The organism is Paenibacillus sp. An7, from assembly GCF_009870785.1.
Taxonomy (GTDB): domain Bacteria; phylum Bacillota; class Bacilli; order Paenibacillales; family Paenibacillaceae; genus Paenibacillus.
This window is the reverse complement of record NZ_WTWX01000012.1, coordinates 1-18,804: the sequence shown is the minus strand read 5'-3', so window position 1 is coordinate 18,804 and position 18,804 is coordinate 1. Positions and strand designations below refer to the sequence as shown.

Here is an 18,804-nt window from a genome sequence, read left to right as displayed (position 1 = left end):
TAAACCGGACAATCAATGATTTATATTATTTTTTCTTCTTTTTCTTTTTCTTCTTCGCTTGAGAACCTGCACCGTTCGTAGTTGCCATTCCAGCTTGTCTCTTTTTAGAGGAAACCTTTGTTCCTTCAACATTTGCAGCAGCTACATGCTTGTCGTTATTGCGATAGAGGAAGAAGTTTTGAATAATGGTATAGATGTTCGAGTAGAACCAGTAGAGCGGCAATGCCGAAGCAAACTGGTAGGACATAATAAACATCAGGATTGGATATACCCAAAGCATAAACTGCATAGGTCCTTGCTGCTGTGATGGATTTTGTTTCATCATGTACCATGTTTGGAAGAACATAGATCCAGCAACGAGCACAGGAAGTATAAACAATTTATCTGGGGAACCAAGTTCCATCCATAAGAAAGTGTGCTGATTAATATTTGAGTTATAGAGAATCGAGTTATAAAGAGCGATATAGATAGGCATCTGGATAATCAGAGGCAAACAACCCGCCATTGGATTGACTTTATGCTCTTGGAATAGCTTCATCGTTTCCGCTTGAATTTTTTCAGGGGTATCCTTATATTTCGTTTGGATTTCCTTGATAAGCGGTTGAATCTTTTGCATGTTTCTTGAACTTTTAACTTGTTTAATAGTAAGTGGAAGGATTAACGTACGAACGATAATTACCAGTACGAGAATTGCCAATCCATATTCTCCACCAAACAGCTTAGCTAATGTGTCTAAAGATAATGAGAACCAATAAACAACGTTACTTTTCCAAAAGGATCCACTGTTTTTGAGGTCTTCTGTGGTAACATGAGTTGTATTAGCAGATGTACAACCCGATAGTACAGCAACTAAAGCAATTACAGCGATCAGGAGAATCCACTTTTTCCCCTTCATTGACTTGAGTCGTGACACTTGATAACCCCTCTCTTAACCTATCCATTCCACCGTAAATAATACCATAAGTAGAAGAACAAAGAAACGCTATTTCGAGCGCCTTTCTGCCTTGAGCAGCGAAGCTTTACGCAAGACATGAAGTAGACTTTTCTCCATCTCTTTGTAGCTCATCGAAACTGCTCCCTTTCTTACGATAAATATGAGATCCATATTCTCAACAATTTCGGCTTCATGATGTCGAATAATTTCTTTAATCATTCTTCGCATGCGATTGCGGACAACCGCATTTCCTATTTTTTTGCTGCAAGATACGCCGACACGAAACTGCTCGACATCCTTGCGACGCAATCCATATACCACAAACTGATAGTTTGCTTGAGACTTACCATAACGGTATACGCGACTAAAGTCGGCACGGTTTCGTAAACGTAATCTTTTATGCAATAATCTCTTCTCCTTGCTAAGACGCGTCTCTATATAATGAACGCATTGTTTCACCCTAAAAATAAGTATGGACGATCGTAGGAAGCTATAAACGCTCCCCTATTTAAAATAGAATTTCTTGTTTAAGAAAAAAAGACCACCGTAGTGGTCTTCATGCACGCATTACGCACTGAGTACTTTTCTGCCTTTAAGACGGCGGGCTGCCAGAACTTTACGGCCGTTTTTCGTGCTCATTCTTTTCCGGAAACCATGGTTCTTCTTACGTTTGCTAACATTCGGTCTAAATGTTGGTCTCATGTATTGCACCCCCTTAAAAGGAATCCTGTACAGATTGAACTACCTAGTAGTACATATAAACTGTTTATTTGCATAGCGCAATCTATAACGATATCTTAATTTAATCATTTTCATCAACACAGAAAATGCCTTTATATATTTAACCACGTACAAGTCAAAAAGTCAACTGAACTACATTATATCCCAATTCCATATCTTTAGATCCTCTTGTCCACATTTTTTATCAGTTATTGTATCTTCTTGTAAGTTATACACATGTGGATAGATGGACTGAGTTTATTTTAATAATTTTTCTTCTACTATATGTCTGCGATATAGCTTAATTTGAACACCCCGTAATCTCGCCGGGCAAATCTCCATATGGAGTATTTCTGTATTAAAGTGATTCAATTCACTCCTTATGTTTATATGTATAAAATATATGCCTTCTATATAAATCCATCCCTCTAATTAACCGTTTACAAATTATTCACTGTTGAGGTAGGATAGTGGTATCAATAACTTGTATACAAGTATACATGGATGAAGTTTTCTCATTTATTGCCGACTAACACTAATGTTCGTTATCATGAAGATAAAAGAAGTCTAGTGTAATGAATAGGAGAGTTATATGATGCGTTATCCTTCTGCTTGGCTACAAGGCAATTCTTTAGGAGAATTAATTGTAAGCGATTTACGTTTGCAAATTATTGATGGCACGATCGCAAGGGGAGAATTATTGTCCGAGAATAAAATTGCGGCTCAGTTTAAAAGCAGTCGTTCCCCTGTAAGAGAAGCGTTTAAAACGCTTTCAAACGAGGGATTGATTAGATTAGAGCGGATGGGTGCCGTAGTTCTTGGACTAAGCTCAAGAGATAAGGACGAGCTATATGATGTAAGGTACCTAATTGAAAGTTTTGTTCAAGCGAATTTAGCGAAGCAATTGCCTTGTGATCTGTTAACAAAACTACAACAAATCATCGATAAAATGGAACTTGCCATGAGACATTCCGATTTTATTGAATTTGCTTATCTTGATTTCCAGTTCCATGAGACGATTATTATTGAAGCAAATCATACGCGAATTCTCCATCTTTGGAAAAGTATTCGGCAGATTATTATGACGTTGCTTTTACTTACAACCGAAGAGATTTTCTCCCATGGCGAAGAACGGATCAAAGCTGTCATTCAAAAACACCATCAATTAATGAAAGGGCTTGCTTCCAAAGACCCTGAGATTGTAGCAAACGAAGTCAGGATTTACTTTACAGATTCACGACAAACACTGCATAAAACTTTTTAGAGATGTTTTTAGTAGCAATCAGTTTCATAATATCTTTAGTTACTTCAGCAAGACGATCTATTGGTAAAAGTCGTTCTCAATTATAAAGCTCAATTTATCGTTTTTATGAGTTATGAAATGAATTACCCATACTGCTTATATTCAAGGAGATTGGTGCAAAATATGTGCTTTCTCTCTACTAAAAGTTGTCGACAAGTATACAAATTGGCGATATGCCGAATGACAGAGATTTTTGTAAGCGCACTTATTTCTAAATAGAGGATCCCTCCTCTACTATAATTCCCATCAAAAAGGAGAACATTCATCATGGAAAGTATCTTTGGCCTTAGTCATACAGCAACAATGCTGGTATGGACTCTTCTCACTATCGTATTTTTAGTTATACTTATTTCCAAGTACAAATGGAATCCGTTTGTATCACTTTTGATTGCTGCATTGATTTTGGGCCTTCTCACCGGCATGAATACACAAGATGTTGTAACATCGATTACAAGCGGAGTTGGTGGAACCCTCGGTACGATTGCCATTGTGATCGGGCTGGGTACAATGCTAGGCAAAATGATGGCAGAGTCCGGCGGGGCAGAACGAATCGCCACTACTCTTGTTGATCGTTTTGGATTAAAACGGGTCCACTGGGCCATGATGATTGTTGGTTTTATTGTGGGTATTCCTGTATTTTTTGAAGTGGGTCTGATTCTTCTTATTCCGATTGTATTCACAGTAGCAAGAAAAACAGGTTTATCCATTCTGAAGATCGGGATCCCCATTTTGGCGGGTCTTTCTACTGTACATGGACTTGTACCTCCTCACCCTGCGCCTATGATTGCTATTGAGGCATTTGGTGCTAACTTAGGTCAAACCATTATGTATTCTCTTATAGTGGGACTGCCGACTGCAGCTATTGCTGGTCCTGTATTCGCTAACTTTATTAGCAAGAGAGTCCATGTAGCTCCGCCAACCGAACTTGCAGAACAATTTTCATTAAAAAGTGAACGTGAACTTCCCGGTTTCGGTATTACATTGTTCACAATTTTACTGCCTGTTATCCTGATGCTGGCTGGATCGATCGCACTGATTGTTGATCCGGAAGGTGTTCATGGTTTCTCTCATTTTCTTGAGTTTATTGGTAATGAGGTTATTGCCCTTCTTATTTCAGTGGTCTTTGCTCTCTTTTCTCTTGGTTTTGCCCGGGGATTCAACAAAAATGAAATTTCTAAGTTTACAAGTGAATGTCTTGCACCGACAGCAAGCATAATTCTGATTATCGGTGCAGGTGGTGCTTTTAAACAAGTACTTATTAATAGTGGTGTCGGTGCAGCTATTGCAGAACTCGCTACGAGTATGAATATCAATATCATATTATTTGCTTGGCTTGTTGCCGCTCTAATTCGTGTAGCAACAGGATCAGCTACTGTCGCGATGACAACTGCTGCTGGTATTGTTGCTCCTGTTCTCGCACTTTCCCCAGAGGCTAGTGTAGAACTTGTGGTTCTTGCAACGGGAGCAGGATCTGTTTTCCTATCCCATGTGAATGACGCAGGTTTCTGGATGATTAAAGAATTCTTCAATATGACGGTACCTCAAACCCTTAAAACATGGTCTGTCATGGAAAGTTTACTTTCTGTCGTTGCACTTGTCCTGATTTTATTGCTAAATCTCGTTATTTAACTGCCACTCTTACCTCTATTATTGGTTGGTAATAGCTTATAGAAAGAAGGCTCTAAATATGAACTCATATATGATCGGCATTGATATTGGAACGACAAGTACAAAAGCAGTGCTTTTTGAGAAAAATGGAATGGTGATAGCAAAGGCAAGTGAGGAGTACCCTCTTCTCACGCCTGTTCCAGACTCAGCTGTACAGAATCCAGATGAAATCATGGCTGCTGTAATCCATACGGTCAAAGCAGTAATGTCAGAAAGCGGAATCTTACCAGAGCAGGTTTTATTCGCCTCTTTTAGCTCTGCTATGCACAGCCTAATCGCTATGGATGCAAGTGGACTTCCCCTCACACCATGTATTACTTGGGCCGATAATCGAAGCAATGTATGGGCACGGAAATTAAAAGAAGAGCTGAATGGGCATGAAATATATCGTAGAACAGGAACACCGATTCATCCTATGTCCCCTTTATCTAAGCTGATCTGGCTAAGAAATGACCAAAAAAGTATTTTTGATCAAGCAGCCAAGTTCATATCTATTCGAGAATACGTTACCTTAAGACTGTTCAATCAATATGTGGTAGACCATTCTATTGCTTCCGCTACCGGAATGTTTAATTTGCAGCAGCTGGATTGGGACCAAGAAGCACTTGAAATAGCCGGTATCACCCCTGAACATTTATCTCAGCTGGTTCCTACTACATATGTGCTGACAGGTCTTGATCCTTATTATGCAAAAGAAATGGGACTAAGCCCTTCTACTCCATTTGTTGTAGGAGCAAGTGATGGAGTACTCTCCAATCTTGGTGTAGGAGCCATCCACCCAGGAGAGGTCGCTGCTACGATTGGTACAAGCGGTGCAATTCGCACCGTTGTAGATAAGCCGGTCACGGATGTAAAGGGCCGTACTTTCTGTTATGCCTTAACTGAGAATCACTGGGTGGTCGGAGGACCTGTGAATAACGGGGGCATGATCTTCCGTTGGGTACGTGATGAAATGGCCGCATCAGAAGTAGAGACGGCAAAAAGACTTGGAATCAGCTCCTATGATGTACTCACTCGTATTGCTGAGCGAGTAGCTCCTGGTGCAGACGGACTCCTATTTCACCCCTACTTATCAGGTGAAAGAGCTCCACTGTGGAATCCAAATGCAAAAGGATCATTCTTCGGTCTTACGTTGCAGCATAAGAAGGAACACATGATCCGCGCTGTATTAGAAGGTGTTATTTTTAATCTTTATACCGTTCTGCTTGCCATGAAAGAACAAATGGGGCAGCCAAGCCGAATTTTAGCCACTGGCGGATTTGCTCGTTCTCCGCTATGGCGGCAGATGATGGCTGATATTTTCGATCAGGAAGTTGTTGTGCCAGAGAGCTTTGAAAGCTCTTGTCTGGGAGCGGTAGTCCTTGGACTATACGCAACAGGTCATGCCGATTCCCTAGAAGTCGTTACAAGCATGGTTGGAACAACACATGCACACTCTCCTAATCAAGATCAGGTCGATATCTATCAAGAGCTGCTTCCGATTTTTATCCGTATTTCTCGTAAGCTTACAGAAGAGTATGAGGACCTGGCCAAGTTTCAGCGTAAATATATCTCTGCTACCAACTAAGTTCACCTTTATTTATATCAAAATCAAAGAGCCGGTCATTTTGATCGGCTCTTTTTTGTTTGTTCTTAAATAAAACTTCTCCACATGTAGTGTTTCTGATTAGGGTCAAATCCCCCCATTTACAATTACTTTTATTACGTTTTTCAGTTATCCACAGAGAAAAGAAGCCTCAAGTGACTCTTAATCTTCCCTCTTATCCAACATCAACTGATAATTTATAAGCACAACCTGTGAATAAATGATTTCAGATTTTTAATGATCTTGTCGAAAACTAAACAATTTATAAACAATATGTAGTGTTGTGATTAAAAATTATACACAAGTTATTGAATTTGTGGATAAAATCCTGAGATACGTTGAAATATAAGACTTCTTTTGCTATGATTATATTGCTTTTGGATGTGAATAGATGTTTCAATCCATAATATTATCAACACCCTGTGGATAAAGTTGTGAACAATTTTCCGTTGTTCCTTCTTTTTTTGTTTAGCGTCCTATGGACATTGGGGATAAATTCTACAATATAAATTTTTTTTCGACATTCCACTCATGGCACTGGGCCACATTTGGAAGATTAAAAGGAGTGACAGTCTGTGGACAGCCATACTTCCGAATTATGGCAGCAAATACTATCGATTATACAAACAAAGCTAAGCAAGCCTAGCTACGACACTTGGTTTAAGGCAACGAAGGCGACAAAACTGACTGATCAAACTATTGTGATCTCAGCGCCAACTACCTTTGCTGTAGAATGGCTGGAAAGCCGCTATACAAAACTTGTCGGTTCGACTGTATACGAACTGCTCGGAAAGCAAGTGGACGTGAAATTTGTTATAGAAGAAGACAAGACGGCTGAGCCGGATCCGCAGCAAGTATTCACTCCTCCTCCAGTAACTCAAGAGGAAGCTGTGTCTCACATGCTTAATCCGAAGTACACTTTTGACACGTTTGTCATCGGCCCTGGCAATAGGTTTGCACATGCAGCCTCCCTTGCCGTAGCAGAAGCACCGGCCAAAGCGTACAATCCTCTCTTCCTGTACGGTGGAGTTGGACTCGGCAAGACACACCTCATGCATGCCATTGGGCACTACATTTTGGAGCACAACCCCAGTAGTAAGGTTGTTTACCTCTCCTCGGAGAAATTCACGAATGAATTCATTAATTCCATCCGGGACAACCGTGGTGAGAATTTTCGGAATAAATACCGTAACGTAGACATATTGCTGATCGATGATATTCAGTTTTTAGCTGGGAAAGAATCAACACAAGAAGAGTTTTTCCATACGTTCAATGCACTTCATGAAGAACGTAAGCAAATCATTATTTCAAGTGACCGGCCTCCAAAAGAGATCCCAACACTCGAAGAACGATTGCGTTCAAGATTTGAATGGGGACTTATTACGGATATTCAGCCTCCGGATTTAGAGACAAGAATCGCCATTTTACGCAAAAAGGCGAGAGCAGAGAATTTGGATATTCCAAACGAAGCCATGATGTATATTGCGAATCAAATCGATACAAACATCAGAGAACTTGAAGGAGCACTAATACGTGTGGTAGCCTACTCTTCTCTGACGAACCAAGATGTCACAACTCATTTAGCTGCAGAAGCTCTGAAGGACATCATTCCGTCAAGTCGACCTAAAATTATTACGATTCAAGATATTCAGCAAAAAGTTGGAGAATACTACAACTTGAAGATGGAGGATTTTAAGGCCCGAAAACGGACAAAGGCCGTTGCTTTTCCAAGGCAGATTGCCATGTACCTTTCAAGAGAACTGACAGATTATTCTTTACCGAAGATCGGAGAGGCATTTGGGGGAAGAGACCATACCACGGTCATCCATGCTCACGAGAAGATATCACAGCTCATTAAAACGGACCAAGAGCTCTTTAAAGTTATCAACAGTATTATCGAAAAAGTTAAAAACCCAACTTGAATAAGTACAAAGCCTATGCACAATCTGTACACATGTGGATAGGCTTAATTTTATGTCATTTAAGGCACTTATCCACATATTCAGTGCCCCTATTACTATTACTACTCTTTTTTAAAGATTACTACACCAAATAAACTAAGCTTTCAGCTCAACCAATTGAACTGCAAAAAAGCTTAGTTTCAAGGTCTCTATTTTAAAAAAAACCGATGAATTAATTTATGCGGGTATAGCTTTTTTTATAATCAAATTTTTAAGTTTGAATCATTTAACCGCAAGTTCCAGTTCTTCAAACCTCTCTTCAAAAAAGAATTCATTTTTCCAAGGAGTGTAACTATGAAAATCAGCATAATGAAAAGTTATCTGAATGATGCCATTCAGCAAGTATCTAAAGCCATTTCCAGCAGAACAACAATTCCGATCCTAAGCGGTATTAAGTTTGACGTTAACTATCAAGGCGTTACACTTACGGCAAGTGATACTGATATTTCAATTCAGTCTTTTATCCCTCTTGAAGAGGATGGAAAAAGTGTAGTTACTGTCGAACAAGCAGGAAGTGTTGTTTTGCCTGCTAAGTTTTTTGTCGAAATTATTAAGAAGCTTCCTTCACAAGATGTCAAAATGGAAGTGAAAGAGAACTTCAACACCTACATCTCCGCTGGAGCAACAGAAATTCAGCTTGTCGGCCTTGATCCCGAGGAATTCCCTGTGCTGCCAAGCATTGAAGAGAACCAAACGGTCTCTATCCCTGGAGATTTGCTTAAAAATATGATTAAACAAACGGTGTTCTCTATTTCTACACACGAAACGACACCTATTTTGACAGGGGTCCTTTGGAGTCTTGCTGATAATGAGTTCAAATTTGTGGCAACAGACCGTCACCGTCTTGCTACACGCTCCGCTCACATTGAAGGAGCAGATGAGATTAAATTCCACAACGTGGTCATCTCCGGCAAAACGCTGAATGAACTCAGTAAAATCGTACCTGATCAAAATACACTTGTTGATATTGTCGTTGCTGATAATCAAGTGTTATTCAAAATTGACCGTGTATTGTTCTACACTCGTATTCTGGATGGAACTTATCCCGATACTTCTAGAATTATTCCAACCACGTTTAAAACAGAACTGGTTTTGAATACAAAAAAACTAAGCGAGTCGATTGACCGGGCTTATTTGCTGTCTCGTGAGGAAAAAACGAATATTGTTCGCATGCAAACACTTGAAAGCGGAGATATTGAAATATCGTCCAGTTCATCTGAACTTGGTAAGGTACGTGAGGAACTCGAGCTCAAAGAATTTAAAGGGGAACCTCTGAAAATTTCTTTCAATTCCAAATATATGCTGGATGTTCTTAAAGTCGTTGAAAGTGAAGAACTGATGATTTCCTTTACAGGAGTTATGAGTCCGATTATTCTGAAACCTATAGACAACAGCAATAGTCTTTATGTTATTTTGCCTTACCGTACAACCAATTAAGGCAAAAGTTATGCACATGAGAGGAAGTTTACCGTGAAAAAAATAGTTATCCACAGTGAATATATTAAGCTCGACCAGTTTCTTAAGCTGTCCGAATGTGTACCCACAGGAGGTATGGCTAAAGCACTTCTTCAAGATCAAGCGATCAAAGTGAATGGTGAAATTGAAGAACGTCGAGGTCGTAAGCTTTACCCTGGAGATCAGATCGAAGTTGAAGGGGCAGGCTCATTCGAGGTAGAAGCAAAGGCATAGGCAGCAGTAGGATGTGAACACCCGCTGCTTCCTCAAAGGGGCGAGGGGCAAGGGAGGATATAGAGCGTGTTTGTGACTGATATCGAACTAAAACAATTCCGCAACTATGAGTACTTGAAACTGGACTCTTTTGGTCCAGTCAATCTCATCATTGGACAAAACGCGCAAGGGAAGACAAATCTTGTTGAAGCCATATATGCACTGGCTCTTACGAAAAGCCACCGTACATCAAAAGATAAGGAATTAATTCGCTTTGAGTCTGGCAGTGCAAACATCCGTGCACATGTGGATAGAAAATATGGCAAGATTCAGCTTGAACTTGCTCTTTCCCAACAAGGTAAGAAAGCAAAGATTAACGGACTAGAACAGCGAAAGTTAAGTGACTTTGTTGGAAGTTTGAATGTAGTTATGTTTGCACCAGAAGATCTCGAGATTGTAAAAGGGACACCGGGGGTTCGCCGCCGGTTCCTTGACATGGAGATCGGTCAGGTTGCACCGGGATACATTTATCATCTTCAGCAGTATCAGAAAATTCTTGTACAACGTAATAATTTGCTCAAGCAATTATATGGTGCTGGCGAGTCCCAGCAAGTGATGCTGACCGTATGGAATGACCAGCTTGCAGAACATGGTGTTAAAATCGTAAAAAAAAGGAAACAATTCATAAAGAAGCTGCAAAAGTGGGCGGAAACGATTCACGAGGGGATCACAGGGGGGAAGGAAAAGCTTGAACTTGCCTATGTACCTTCCTTTGCAGACCCTTTGGAAGAAGATGAAGCTGTCTTATTAGATCGGTTTATGATAAAATTATCACAAACGAAGGATCAGGAGATTCGGCGAGGGATGTCCCTTACCGGACCACACCGGGATGATTTATCCTTCTTCATCAACGGACGTGAAGTACAAACCTATGGCTCACAGGGGCAACAGCGAACAACTGCATTATCCCTGAAGCTTGCAGAGATTGAACTGATCCGGGAAGAAATTGGGGAATATCCTGTTTTGCTTCTGGATGATGTGCTTTCTGAACTGGATCCGTATCGTCAGACCCAGCTCATCGAAACATTTCAGAGCAAGGTGCAGACCTTTATTACCGCAACAGGCATAGAGACACTCAATACCAGCAAACTGAAGGATGCATACATCTATCAAGTTGACGCTGGTCATGTGGAACGTTAAGGAGAGGATCGGACAATGTATATTCACCTGGGCGGTGACAAAATTATCCGCTCTTCTGAACTCGTAGCCATTTTTGATATCTCTATTGAGAAATCTTCAAAGATTTCCAAACAGTATGTTACGTACGCGAAACAGGAGAAGAATATCGAACAGATTGGCGAAGAGGAAGCCAAATCGATTGTTGTAACGAAAAGTACAGTTTACTATTCTCCAATATCCTCAGCTACACTCAAAAAAAGAGCGAATATTTTATCTGAAATATAAAAGTTATTCCCGAGTATCGTCACCTTGCTAACCGTTAGTAAGGAGGCGGTACTTTTATATCGCAGTCAGTTTTTTTATTTTATACACTCATATCAGCATCACTTGGATACACTCTAATCTTGAGAAGTAGGTGAAAGGCATGTCTATGAATCAACCGGCATATGATGCAGATGAGATTCAGGTCCTTGAAGGACTTGAAGCTGTCAGAAAACGTCCAGGGATGTATATCGGCTCTACCAGCGCAAGAGGCTTGCATCACCTCGTGTGGGAAGTCGTGGACAATAGTATCGACGAAGCACTAGCGGGTTTTTGCGATCAGATTGATGTTACTATTCATGAAGATAACAGCATTACCGTTGTTGATAATGGGCGAGGAATTCCCGTAAGCGAACAGGCCAAGATGAAAAAGTCAGCGCTAGAGGTCGTAATGACCGTACTTCATGCTGGCGGTAAATTTGGCGGCGGAGGATACAAAGTATCGGGCGGGCTTCACGGGGTAGGTATTTCTGTCGTGAATGCATTGTCGAGTAAAGTCGTGGTTACCGTAAAAAGAGACGGACACGTCTACAGACAAGAATATCAACGTGGTGTTCCTCAGTATGACGTGAAAGTAATCGGAGATACAGAAGAAACAGGAACAACGACTACCTTCTATCCCGACAGTGAAATTTTTACAGAAACCACTGAATATGATTACAACACGTTGCTCACTCGGATTCGTGAACTTGCATTTCTTAACAAAGGAATTGGGCTTCGAATTACCGATGAACGTACAGGTGTTTCTAACTCTTTTCATTACGAAGGCGGAATTAAGGAGTATGTTCAATATCTAAATAATAAAAGAGAAGTACTCCATGAACAGCCGATCTATGTAGAAGGACAGAGAGAAAGTATTCAGGTAGAAGTAGCATTGCAGTACAACGACAGCTATGCCGAGAATATCTATTCTTTTGCTAATAACATTAATACACATGAAGGCGGTACTCATGAGTCTGGATTTAAGAGTGCCTTGACACGCGTAATCAATGATTATGCGCGGAAGACAGGTATTATTAAGGACAATAACAGCAATCTTACTGGTGATGATGTACGTGAGGGACTTACAGCGATCATCTCGGTTAAGATTCCTGAGCCTCAGTTTGAAGGACAGACCAAAACGAAACTTGGCAATAGTGAAGTTCGGGGCGTCGTGGAATCCTTGTTCGCAGAAAAACTGCAGGAGTTCCTGATCGAGAATCCTTCCACTGCCCGCCGTATTTTAGATAAAGCGCTGCAAGCATCCCGAGCACGTGAAGCGGCCCGGAAAGCAAGAGAGATGACTCGCCGTAAAAGCGTACTAGAAGTAAGCTCTCTGCCAGGTAAACTGGCTGACTGCTCTTCTAAAGATGCTTCCATCAGCGAACTGTATATTGTAGAGGGTGACTCTGCGGGGGGATCTGCCAAGCAAGGACGGGATCGTCACTTCCAGGCGATTTTGCCGCTACGTGGTAAGATTCTAAACGTAGAGAAAGCAAGACTTGATCGTATCTTGTCTAATGCGGAGATTCGCGCTATCATCACTGCTCTTGGAACATCGATTGGCGACGATTTTGATATTGAAAAAGCACGTTATCACAAAGTCATTATTATGACAGATGCTGATGTCGATGGTGCTCATATTCGTACACTCCTGCTAACTTTCTTTTATCGCTATATGCGTAAAATTATTGAAGCAGGATACGTATATATTGCTCAGCCGCCGCTTTTCAAAGTAGAGCGTAATAAAACGATCCGTTATGCAGGTTCAGAAGCAGAGCGTGATGCGATTATTCGTGAGTTCGGCGAAAATGCAAAAGTTAACGTGCAGCGTTATAAAGGTCTTGGAGAGATGAATGCAACACAGCTTTGGGAAACGACAATGGATCCAGAAAGCCGTACGATGCTTCAGGTTTCCATAGGCGATGCTATGTTGGCTGATACCATGTTTGATACCCTTATGGGTGATAACGTTGAACCGCGTCGTGACTTTATCCAAGAAAATGCTAGATACGTTAAGAACCTTGACGTTTAGTATCTAATAAAAAGAGAAGAGGCCAGTTTGGCCTCTTTTTTATATCTATTTTGTTGATTTCGATTTGGGTGCTGGCTTAAGTCTGCCATAGGCAATGGCGTATTTTTTAATTTTACGATAGATGCTTTTATCTGGCAGATAACCAAACACATATAGACCTGGAGAAGTATTCACTTCAAGAATCCATGGTTTAATTTGGCCATCAAGAGCAATATCTAGTCCTATTTCTTTAATGCGAGGGTAGGTCTTTTCCATACATTTTGCTGTTCGTACCCCTAGCACAAAAAGTTCTTTTTTTAATTTTGCCGTCTGTGCTTTGGTGAGATAGGGCATCATTAATTGCTCAAAAGATACGATGCGTCCCCCACCATTGATATTGGTTATAATTTTTCCTTTTGCTGCTACTTTACCTATTATTCCTGTAGCTTCCCAATTTCCGCTCAAATTTCGCTGGACCATTACTCGTAAGTCAAAAGGACGCTGCTGATATTTCAGGAGAGGGATTCCCCTTTGGACAAGATAAGATTTTCCCCTGGTTCGTTTAAGAATTGCTTTATGCAGGTCAGCGATAGAGTAATATAGCTCTTTCTTTTTTACATAATGAAGTTTATACAGTGCATTAGGCACATCTTTACTGCTTGGCTCATCTGTGTGGTCTGTAGCTTCAGAAGTACGTTCAATTCTCATAATCCCTTTTCCATGGGTGCCCTGTTCTGGCTTAACATAAACGGTTCGGTAGATTTGGCACATTTGTTCTAATGCAGTAAGACTATATTTTCTAGTTTCAGGATTGTAGGGGGCTATATATTTATCTTTCAAAAGGATCTTCATCTTTTTCCACTTACTCGAAACTTTTTGTATACTCACAAAAACCCTCCTCTACTGTGAACACTTCATTCATTTCCACTTCCACATAAAATTGATTTGCACGTTAGAGTACTGAGGTAAATCCATAGGACAAGGACTAAAAACAGTGGTATAATAGAGGAATATGGCGATTCCTGTGGACTCAGGTGAAATCCTGTAGGAAATGGTGGCATCTGCATTAATACAATGTATTCCTTAGCTGTGAAAGAGGAAGGGCACTTCCCTAGGAACGGCATGGATATATAGAAATAGAGCAGGTTTAATAATGCTCTTTTGGTAAAGGCTTATGTAATAGGATAGATGTCAATTTAGGAGTACTACAGTCGTGTTAGGCTATAGTTATATAAAGATTAAACGTAAGGCAGCTTAACAATGTGGTTTTGATAGACTAGAAGGAGGTCCAGCATGGCGGATCAAAATAACTCGCAAATTAAAGACCGTGATATAGGCGTGGAGATGCGTGAGTCCTTTATGGACTATGCGATGAGTATCATCGTCAGCCGTGCTTTGCCTGACGTTAGGGACGGGCTTAAGCCGGTTCACAGACGTATTTTGTATGCAATGTCAGAGCTCGGCATGGCACCGGATAAACCTTATAAGAAATCTGCAAGGATCGTCGGTGAGGTTATCGGTAAGTATCACCCTCATGGTGACTCTGCTGTATATGAAACAATGGTGCGGATGGCTCAAGACTTCTCGCTGCGTTATATGCTCATTGATGGACACGGTAACTTCGGTTCCATTGATGGAGATATGGCGGCAGCTATGCGTTATACAGAAGCACGTCTTTCTAAGATCGCAATGGAGATGCTTCGTGATATCAATAAAGATACCATTGATTTTCAGCCAAACTATGACGGTGAGGAACATGAACCTATCGTTCTTCCAGCCAGATATCCGAATCTTCTGGTAAATGGGGTAGGTGGTATAGCCGTAGGTATGGCTACCAATATTCCTCCGCATAATTTGGGCGAGGTCATTGATGGGGTACAAGCAATGATTAAGAATCCAGAGATTACATCTCTGGAACTGATGGATTATATTCATGGACCAGACTTCCCAACGGCAGGATATATCTTGGGTAGATCAGGTATCAGACAGGCTTATCAGACAGGCCGCGGTTCTGTCACAATGCGAGCTAAAACAACGATTGAAGAAGTGAATAATAAAGCACGAATTATTGTGCATGAAATTCCTTATCAAGTTAATAAAGCACGGCTTGTAGAAAAAATTGCAGAACTCGTTCGTGATAAAAGAATCGAAGGTATTACAGATCTTCGAGATGAATCAGATCGCAGCGGCATGCGGATTGTCATTGAACTTCGCCGTGATGTAAATCCGAATGTAGTACTGAACAATTTATACAAGCATACTTCCATGCAGTCTAATTTCGGTATCAACATGCTGGCGATCGTAAATAACGAGCCGAAAATACTGAATTTGCGCGAAGTGTTGTATCACTACTTGCAGCATCAGATTGTTGTTATTCGCCGCCGTACAGAGTTTGATTTGCGTAAAGCAGAGGCTCGTGCGCATATTCTCGAAGGTCTACGGATCGCTCTTGATCATATCGACGAGATTATTGCACTTATTCGTGCTTCGGCAACGACGGAGGCAGCAAGAGAAAGCTTGATTAATCGTTTTGAATTAAGCCATGATCAAGCACAGGCAATTCTCGATATGCGTCTGCAACGACTCACTGGACTGGAACGCGAGAAGATCGAGAATGAATATAATGAGCTTCTAGCTAAGATCACGGAGTTTAAAGAGATTTTGGCGAATGAGCATCTTGTTCTTCAAATCATCAGTGACGAGCTGCAAGAGATTAAGGATCGGTTCGCTGATGAGCGTCGTACCGAAATTACGGTTGGTGAGGAGAGCATTCTTGATGAGGACCTCATTCCTCGTGAAGATGTGATCGTTACAATTACCCATACAGGGTACATCAAACGATTGCCGGTATCGACTTACCGATCTCAGAGACGGGGAGGACGCGGTGTTGTTGGTATGGATACGAAGGATCAGGATTTTGTTGAACATCTTTTCGTATCAAACACCCATAACTATCTCATGTTCTTTACAGACAAGGGGAAAGTGTACCGCCTCAAAGCTTATGAGATTCCTGAATTAGGACGTACAGCAAGAGGAACTCCAATTATTAACCTGATTCAGATCGAACAGGGAGAAACGGTGAATGCCGTTATTGAGGTTGAAGAGTTCGAGAGCGATAAATACCTGTTCTTTGCTACGAAGCAAGGGGTAGTGAAAAAGACACCGCTTGAGGATTATATAAACATACGTAAGGGTGGCCTTATTGCTATTCATCTTCGTGAAGATGATTCGCTTATTGAGGTGAGACTGACGGATGGAAAACAAGAAATGATTATGGGTACAGCACAAGGGATGTCCATTCATTTCTCTGAAAATGATGTTCGCTCCATGGGCAGAAGTGCTACTGGGGTGAAGGGTATTACTCTTGATCCTGACGACATGGTTATTGGTATGGATATCATTGATCCAGATCAGGAAGTGCTGATTGTTACGGCTAATGGTTACGGTAAGCGTACACCAGTTGCTGACTATCGTATTCAGACCCGCGGCGGTAAAGGGATCAAGACGATCAATGTTACGGAGAAAAATGGTCCTGTTGTGAGCCTCAAAGTTGTAAAAGCAGAAGAGGATCTCATGATTATTACAACCAGCGGTACTTTGATTCGTATGAGTATGGAAGGTGTCTCTACAATGGGACGTTATACTCAAGGGGTTAAGCTGATTCATACTCGTGATCATGATTCTGTTGCGACAGTTTGTCGTACAGATAAATCTGAAGAGAATGATGAAGAAGACGGTGAATTCGACAACGAGGCTAACATGGCTGGAGCAGGTGAAATATCTGATACAGATACGGATGCAGAAGAGAATGTAACGGATCAAACGGATATGGATACGAGCAGTGAAGAATCGGAAGAAGAATCCGAATAAGAATAATTGGAAAAGAGTCTCCTGTTATGGGAGGCTCTTTTTTTCATTTATAGCAAGGTGAGAGCGATAACCATCTTTGCATTACCAATATACACACCAATAGGAAAGGTATATAATGTAAAAATATTATAATTTTAAAGTAATAAGAACGGAGCGGTAGTAAAAATGGCGTTGATGTCGATCATCGATTTAAAACCAGGAGCTAAATTAGTTAAAGATGTTTATACACCTTTAGGGGGATTGCTGCTTCCCAAAGGAAAAGTAATACTTCCGCGTGATCTAGATATATTGCGTGCTTTTCTCATTCAGACGGTAGATATCGATAGTAATCAGACTAAACAAAACAAACCTTCACCACCCCAAAACAGTAAGAAACAAGAGATGGAACAGAAGAGGGAAGAAGACGCTCAGTTCGAACAAATTGTACGATCAGCTGAACTCACATCATTTGATGAAGAATACGATAAAATGATTACACTAATTAAGAAATCTTTTAATGAAGCAGGAGCATTCGATATTCCGATATTCGAGCTTCGTACCCAACTAGAAATTTTAATTTTACATATTAAGAAATACCAAGTTCTTTATTTTGTACCTTCTTCTATTAAGAAAGAAGAGTATATGTTTCACAATGGAGTACTCACCGCTTTAACATCCTACTTATTAGCTCAGTGGTGTAAATTGCCCTCAAAAGATTGGGTACAAGTAGCCCTTGCGGGTCTTTTGCACAACATAGGTAATAGTAAAATTGATCAATCACTAATAATAAGTCCTAATCTCTTATCTGATTTAGAGGAAGAAGAGGTACGTAAACACACAACATACGGATACAATATCCTTAAGCAAGTAAAAGCAATTAATGATGGGGTAAGACTAACTGCACTGCAACATCATGAGAAGATAGACGGATCTGGCTATCCACTTAAACTGGTTGGTGAACAAATTCATATTTATGCCAGAATTGTAGCTGTAGCTGATATCTTTCATGCTATGACTTTGGACAAGCCATATAAAGAATCTCAGTCACCTTATTTGGTATTAGAACAGATCTTGCTTGAGTCATTTGGAAAACTTGATCCCAAAATCGTACAAATTTTTATTCGGAGAGTAACACAGTTCCATCATGGAACAATCGTGCGACTAAGTGATGAAAGAATAGGCGAGATCATTTTTACAGATCGAGATCATCCAACTCGTCCTATGGTGTCTGTAGAAGGGACGATTGTTAATCTAGTAGCGCAAAGGCAGCTATACATTAAAGAGTTAATACAAACATAGATCAGATAGAAAAACCCTGCATTTCGGTTGTATAAAAGCAGGGTTTTCTAATCTAATAAGAAGTCTAAATAGAAATAAAAGTTTTCGTCAAAAAAGACTTGCATTATTTCTACCAGCATGGTATATTCTAATTCCGGCCAAGAAGTTAGCCAGTAAGCACCACGCTGAATAACAAGCTTCATAAATGAAGTTGAAAAGCTTCTAAAAAAAGCTTGACACTCTGAACCGGACATGATATGATATAAAAGTTGACAGCGAAAGTTGTTGATGAGATTGATCTTTGAAAACTGAACAACGAGGAGTTTTACGCAAGTGAAACTCATG

General features: G+C 40.5%; 16 protein-coding genes. 11 read left to right on the top strand and 5 right to left on the bottom strand.

Annotation, left to right across the window (positions count from 1 at the left end; genetic code table 11):
• Positions 1-25: 25 nt before the first annotated feature.
• The 3 genes from GQY27_RS14180 to rpmH all read right to left on the bottom strand — a co-directional run bounded on the left by GQY27_RS14180 (position 26) and on the right by rpmH (position 1,636).
• Positions 26-913, bottom strand: a complete 888-nt coding sequence (locus GQY27_RS14180; protein WP_160035503.1) for a YidC/Oxa1 family membrane protein insertase — start codon at positions 911-913, stop codon at positions 26-28.
• Positions 914-982: 69 nt separating this feature from the next.
• Complete coding sequence (gene rnpA, locus GQY27_RS14175; protein ID WP_160035501.1) at positions 983-1,339, bottom strand: ribonuclease P protein component; 357 nt, start codon at positions 1,337-1,339, stop codon at positions 983-985.
• A gap of 162 nt (positions 1,340-1,501) precedes the next feature.
• Positions 1,502-1,636: a 50S ribosomal protein L34 gene (gene rpmH / locus GQY27_RS14170; RefSeq protein WP_091159838.1), complete on the bottom strand. Its 135-nt coding sequence runs from the start codon at positions 1,634-1,636 to the stop codon at positions 1,502-1,504.
• A 613-nt stretch (positions 1,637-2,249) separates the two neighbouring features.
• On the opposite strand from rpmH, the gene GQY27_RS14165 reads away from it, so the two are divergent.
• The 9 genes from GQY27_RS14165 (at position 2,250) to gyrB (ending at position 13,353) form a co-directional block, all read left to right on the top strand.
• A complete protein-coding gene (locus GQY27_RS14165; RefSeq protein WP_160035651.1) occupies positions 2,250-2,918 on the top strand; it encodes a GntR family transcriptional regulator in 669 nt (222 codons plus the stop codon).
• 306 nt (positions 2,919-3,224) lie between these two features.
• A complete protein-coding gene (locus tag GQY27_RS14160) occupies positions 3,225-4,586 on the top strand; it encodes a GntP family permease (RefSeq protein ID WP_160035499.1) in 1,362 nt (453 codons plus the stop codon).
• Positions 4,587-4,644: 58 nt separating this feature from the next.
• On the top strand, positions 4,645-6,192 hold the full coding sequence (gntK, locus tag GQY27_RS14155; RefSeq protein ID WP_160035497.1) for a gluconokinase: 1,548 nt from the start codon (positions 4,645-4,647) through the stop codon (positions 6,190-6,192).
• A 593-nt stretch (positions 6,193-6,785) separates the two neighbouring features.
• On the top strand, positions 6,786-8,132 hold the full coding sequence (dnaA, locus tag GQY27_RS14150; protein ID WP_160035495.1) for a chromosomal replication initiator protein DnaA: 1,347 nt from the start codon (positions 6,786-6,788) through the stop codon (positions 8,130-8,132).
• Between the two features lie 333 nt (positions 8,133-8,465).
• Positions 8,466-9,608, top strand: coding sequence for a DNA polymerase III subunit beta (gene dnaN / locus GQY27_RS14145; protein ID WP_160035493.1), 1,143 nt, complete (start codon positions 8,466-8,468; stop codon positions 9,606-9,608).
• A gap of 33 nt (positions 9,609-9,641) precedes the next feature.
• On the top strand, positions 9,642-9,860 hold the full coding sequence (gene yaaA, locus GQY27_RS14140; RefSeq protein ID WP_160035491.1) for a S4 domain-containing protein YaaA: 219 nt from the start codon (positions 9,642-9,644) through the stop codon (positions 9,858-9,860).
• A gap of 66 nt (positions 9,861-9,926) precedes the next feature.
• Positions 9,927-11,039 (top strand): DNA replication/repair protein RecF, encoded by a 1,113-nt coding sequence (gene recF, locus GQY27_RS14135; RefSeq protein WP_160035489.1) that lies wholly within the window; start codon positions 9,927-9,929, stop codon positions 11,037-11,039.
• Between the two features lie 15 nt (positions 11,040-11,054).
• A complete protein-coding gene (gene remB / locus GQY27_RS14130; RefSeq protein WP_160035487.1) occupies positions 11,055-11,303 on the top strand; it encodes an extracellular matrix regulator RemB in 249 nt (82 codons plus the stop codon).
• 139 nt (positions 11,304-11,442) lie between these two features.
• The gene (gyrB, locus tag GQY27_RS14125) at positions 11,443-13,353 is read left to right on the top strand and encodes a DNA topoisomerase (ATP-hydrolyzing) subunit B (RefSeq protein ID WP_160035485.1); all 1,911 of its coding nucleotides are present in this window, start codon (positions 11,443-11,445) and stop codon (positions 13,351-13,353) included.
• A 45-nt stretch (positions 13,354-13,398) separates the two neighbouring features.
• Here the strand turns inward: gyrB and GQY27_RS14120 are convergent, their stop codons facing one another.
• On the bottom strand, positions 13,399-14,220 hold the full coding sequence (locus GQY27_RS14120) for a YheC/YheD family protein (RefSeq protein ID WP_160035483.1): 822 nt from the start codon (positions 14,218-14,220) through the stop codon (positions 13,399-13,401).
• 405 nt (positions 14,221-14,625) lie between these two features.
• Between GQY27_RS14120 and gyrA the strand changes: the two genes are divergently transcribed.
• Both gyrA and GQY27_RS14110 read left to right on the top strand, forming a co-directional pair.
• Positions 14,626-17,202, top strand: a complete 2,577-nt coding sequence (gene gyrA, locus GQY27_RS14115) for a DNA gyrase subunit A (protein WP_160035481.1) — start codon at positions 14,626-14,628, stop codon at positions 17,200-17,202.
• Between the two features lie 165 nt (positions 17,203-17,367).
• A complete protein-coding gene (locus GQY27_RS14110; RefSeq protein WP_160035479.1) occupies positions 17,368-18,480 on the top strand; it encodes an HD-GYP domain-containing protein in 1,113 nt (370 codons plus the stop codon).
• Between the two features lie 47 nt (positions 18,481-18,527).
• Here the strand turns inward: GQY27_RS14110 and GQY27_RS21765 are convergent.
• Positions 18,528-18,804, bottom strand: a 277-nt coding sequence (locus GQY27_RS21765; RefSeq protein ID WP_236570606.1) for a hypothetical protein, incomplete at its 5' end; no start/stop codon positions are given.

What these genes read in the sequence shown, in the direction of transcription:
- rpmH (WP_091159838.1), bottom strand. Translation starts at nt 1,636, where the DNA reads ATGAGACCAACATTTAGACCGAATGTTAGCAAACGTAAGAAGAACCAT.
- GQY27_RS14165 (WP_160035651.1), top strand. Translation starts at nt 2,250, where the DNA reads ATGCGTTATCCTTCTGCTTGGCTACAAGGCAATTCTTTAGGAGAATTA.
- GQY27_RS14160 (WP_160035499.1), top strand. Translation starts at nt 3,225, where the DNA reads ATGGAAAGTATCTTTGGCCTTAGTCATACAGCAACAATGCTGGTATGG.
- gntK (WP_160035497.1), top strand. Translation starts at nt 4,645, where the DNA reads ATGAACTCATATATGATCGGCATTGATATTGGAACGACAAGTACAAAA.
- dnaN (WP_160035493.1), top strand. Translation starts at nt 8,466, where the DNA reads ATGAAAATCAGCATAATGAAAAGTTATCTGAATGATGCCATTCAGCAA.
- remB (WP_160035487.1), top strand. Translation starts at nt 11,055, where the DNA reads ATGTATATTCACCTGGGCGGTGACAAAATTATCCGCTCTTCTGAACTC.
- gyrB (WP_160035485.1), top strand. Translation starts at nt 11,443, where the DNA reads ATGTCTATGAATCAACCGGCATATGATGCAGATGAGATTCAGGTCCTT.
- gyrA (WP_160035481.1), top strand. Translation starts at nt 14,626, where the DNA reads ATGGCGGATCAAAATAACTCGCAAATTAAAGACCGTGATATAGGCGTG.
- GQY27_RS14110 (WP_160035479.1), top strand. Translation starts at nt 17,368, where the DNA reads ATGGCGTTGATGTCGATCATCGATTTAAAACCAGGAGCTAAATTAGTT.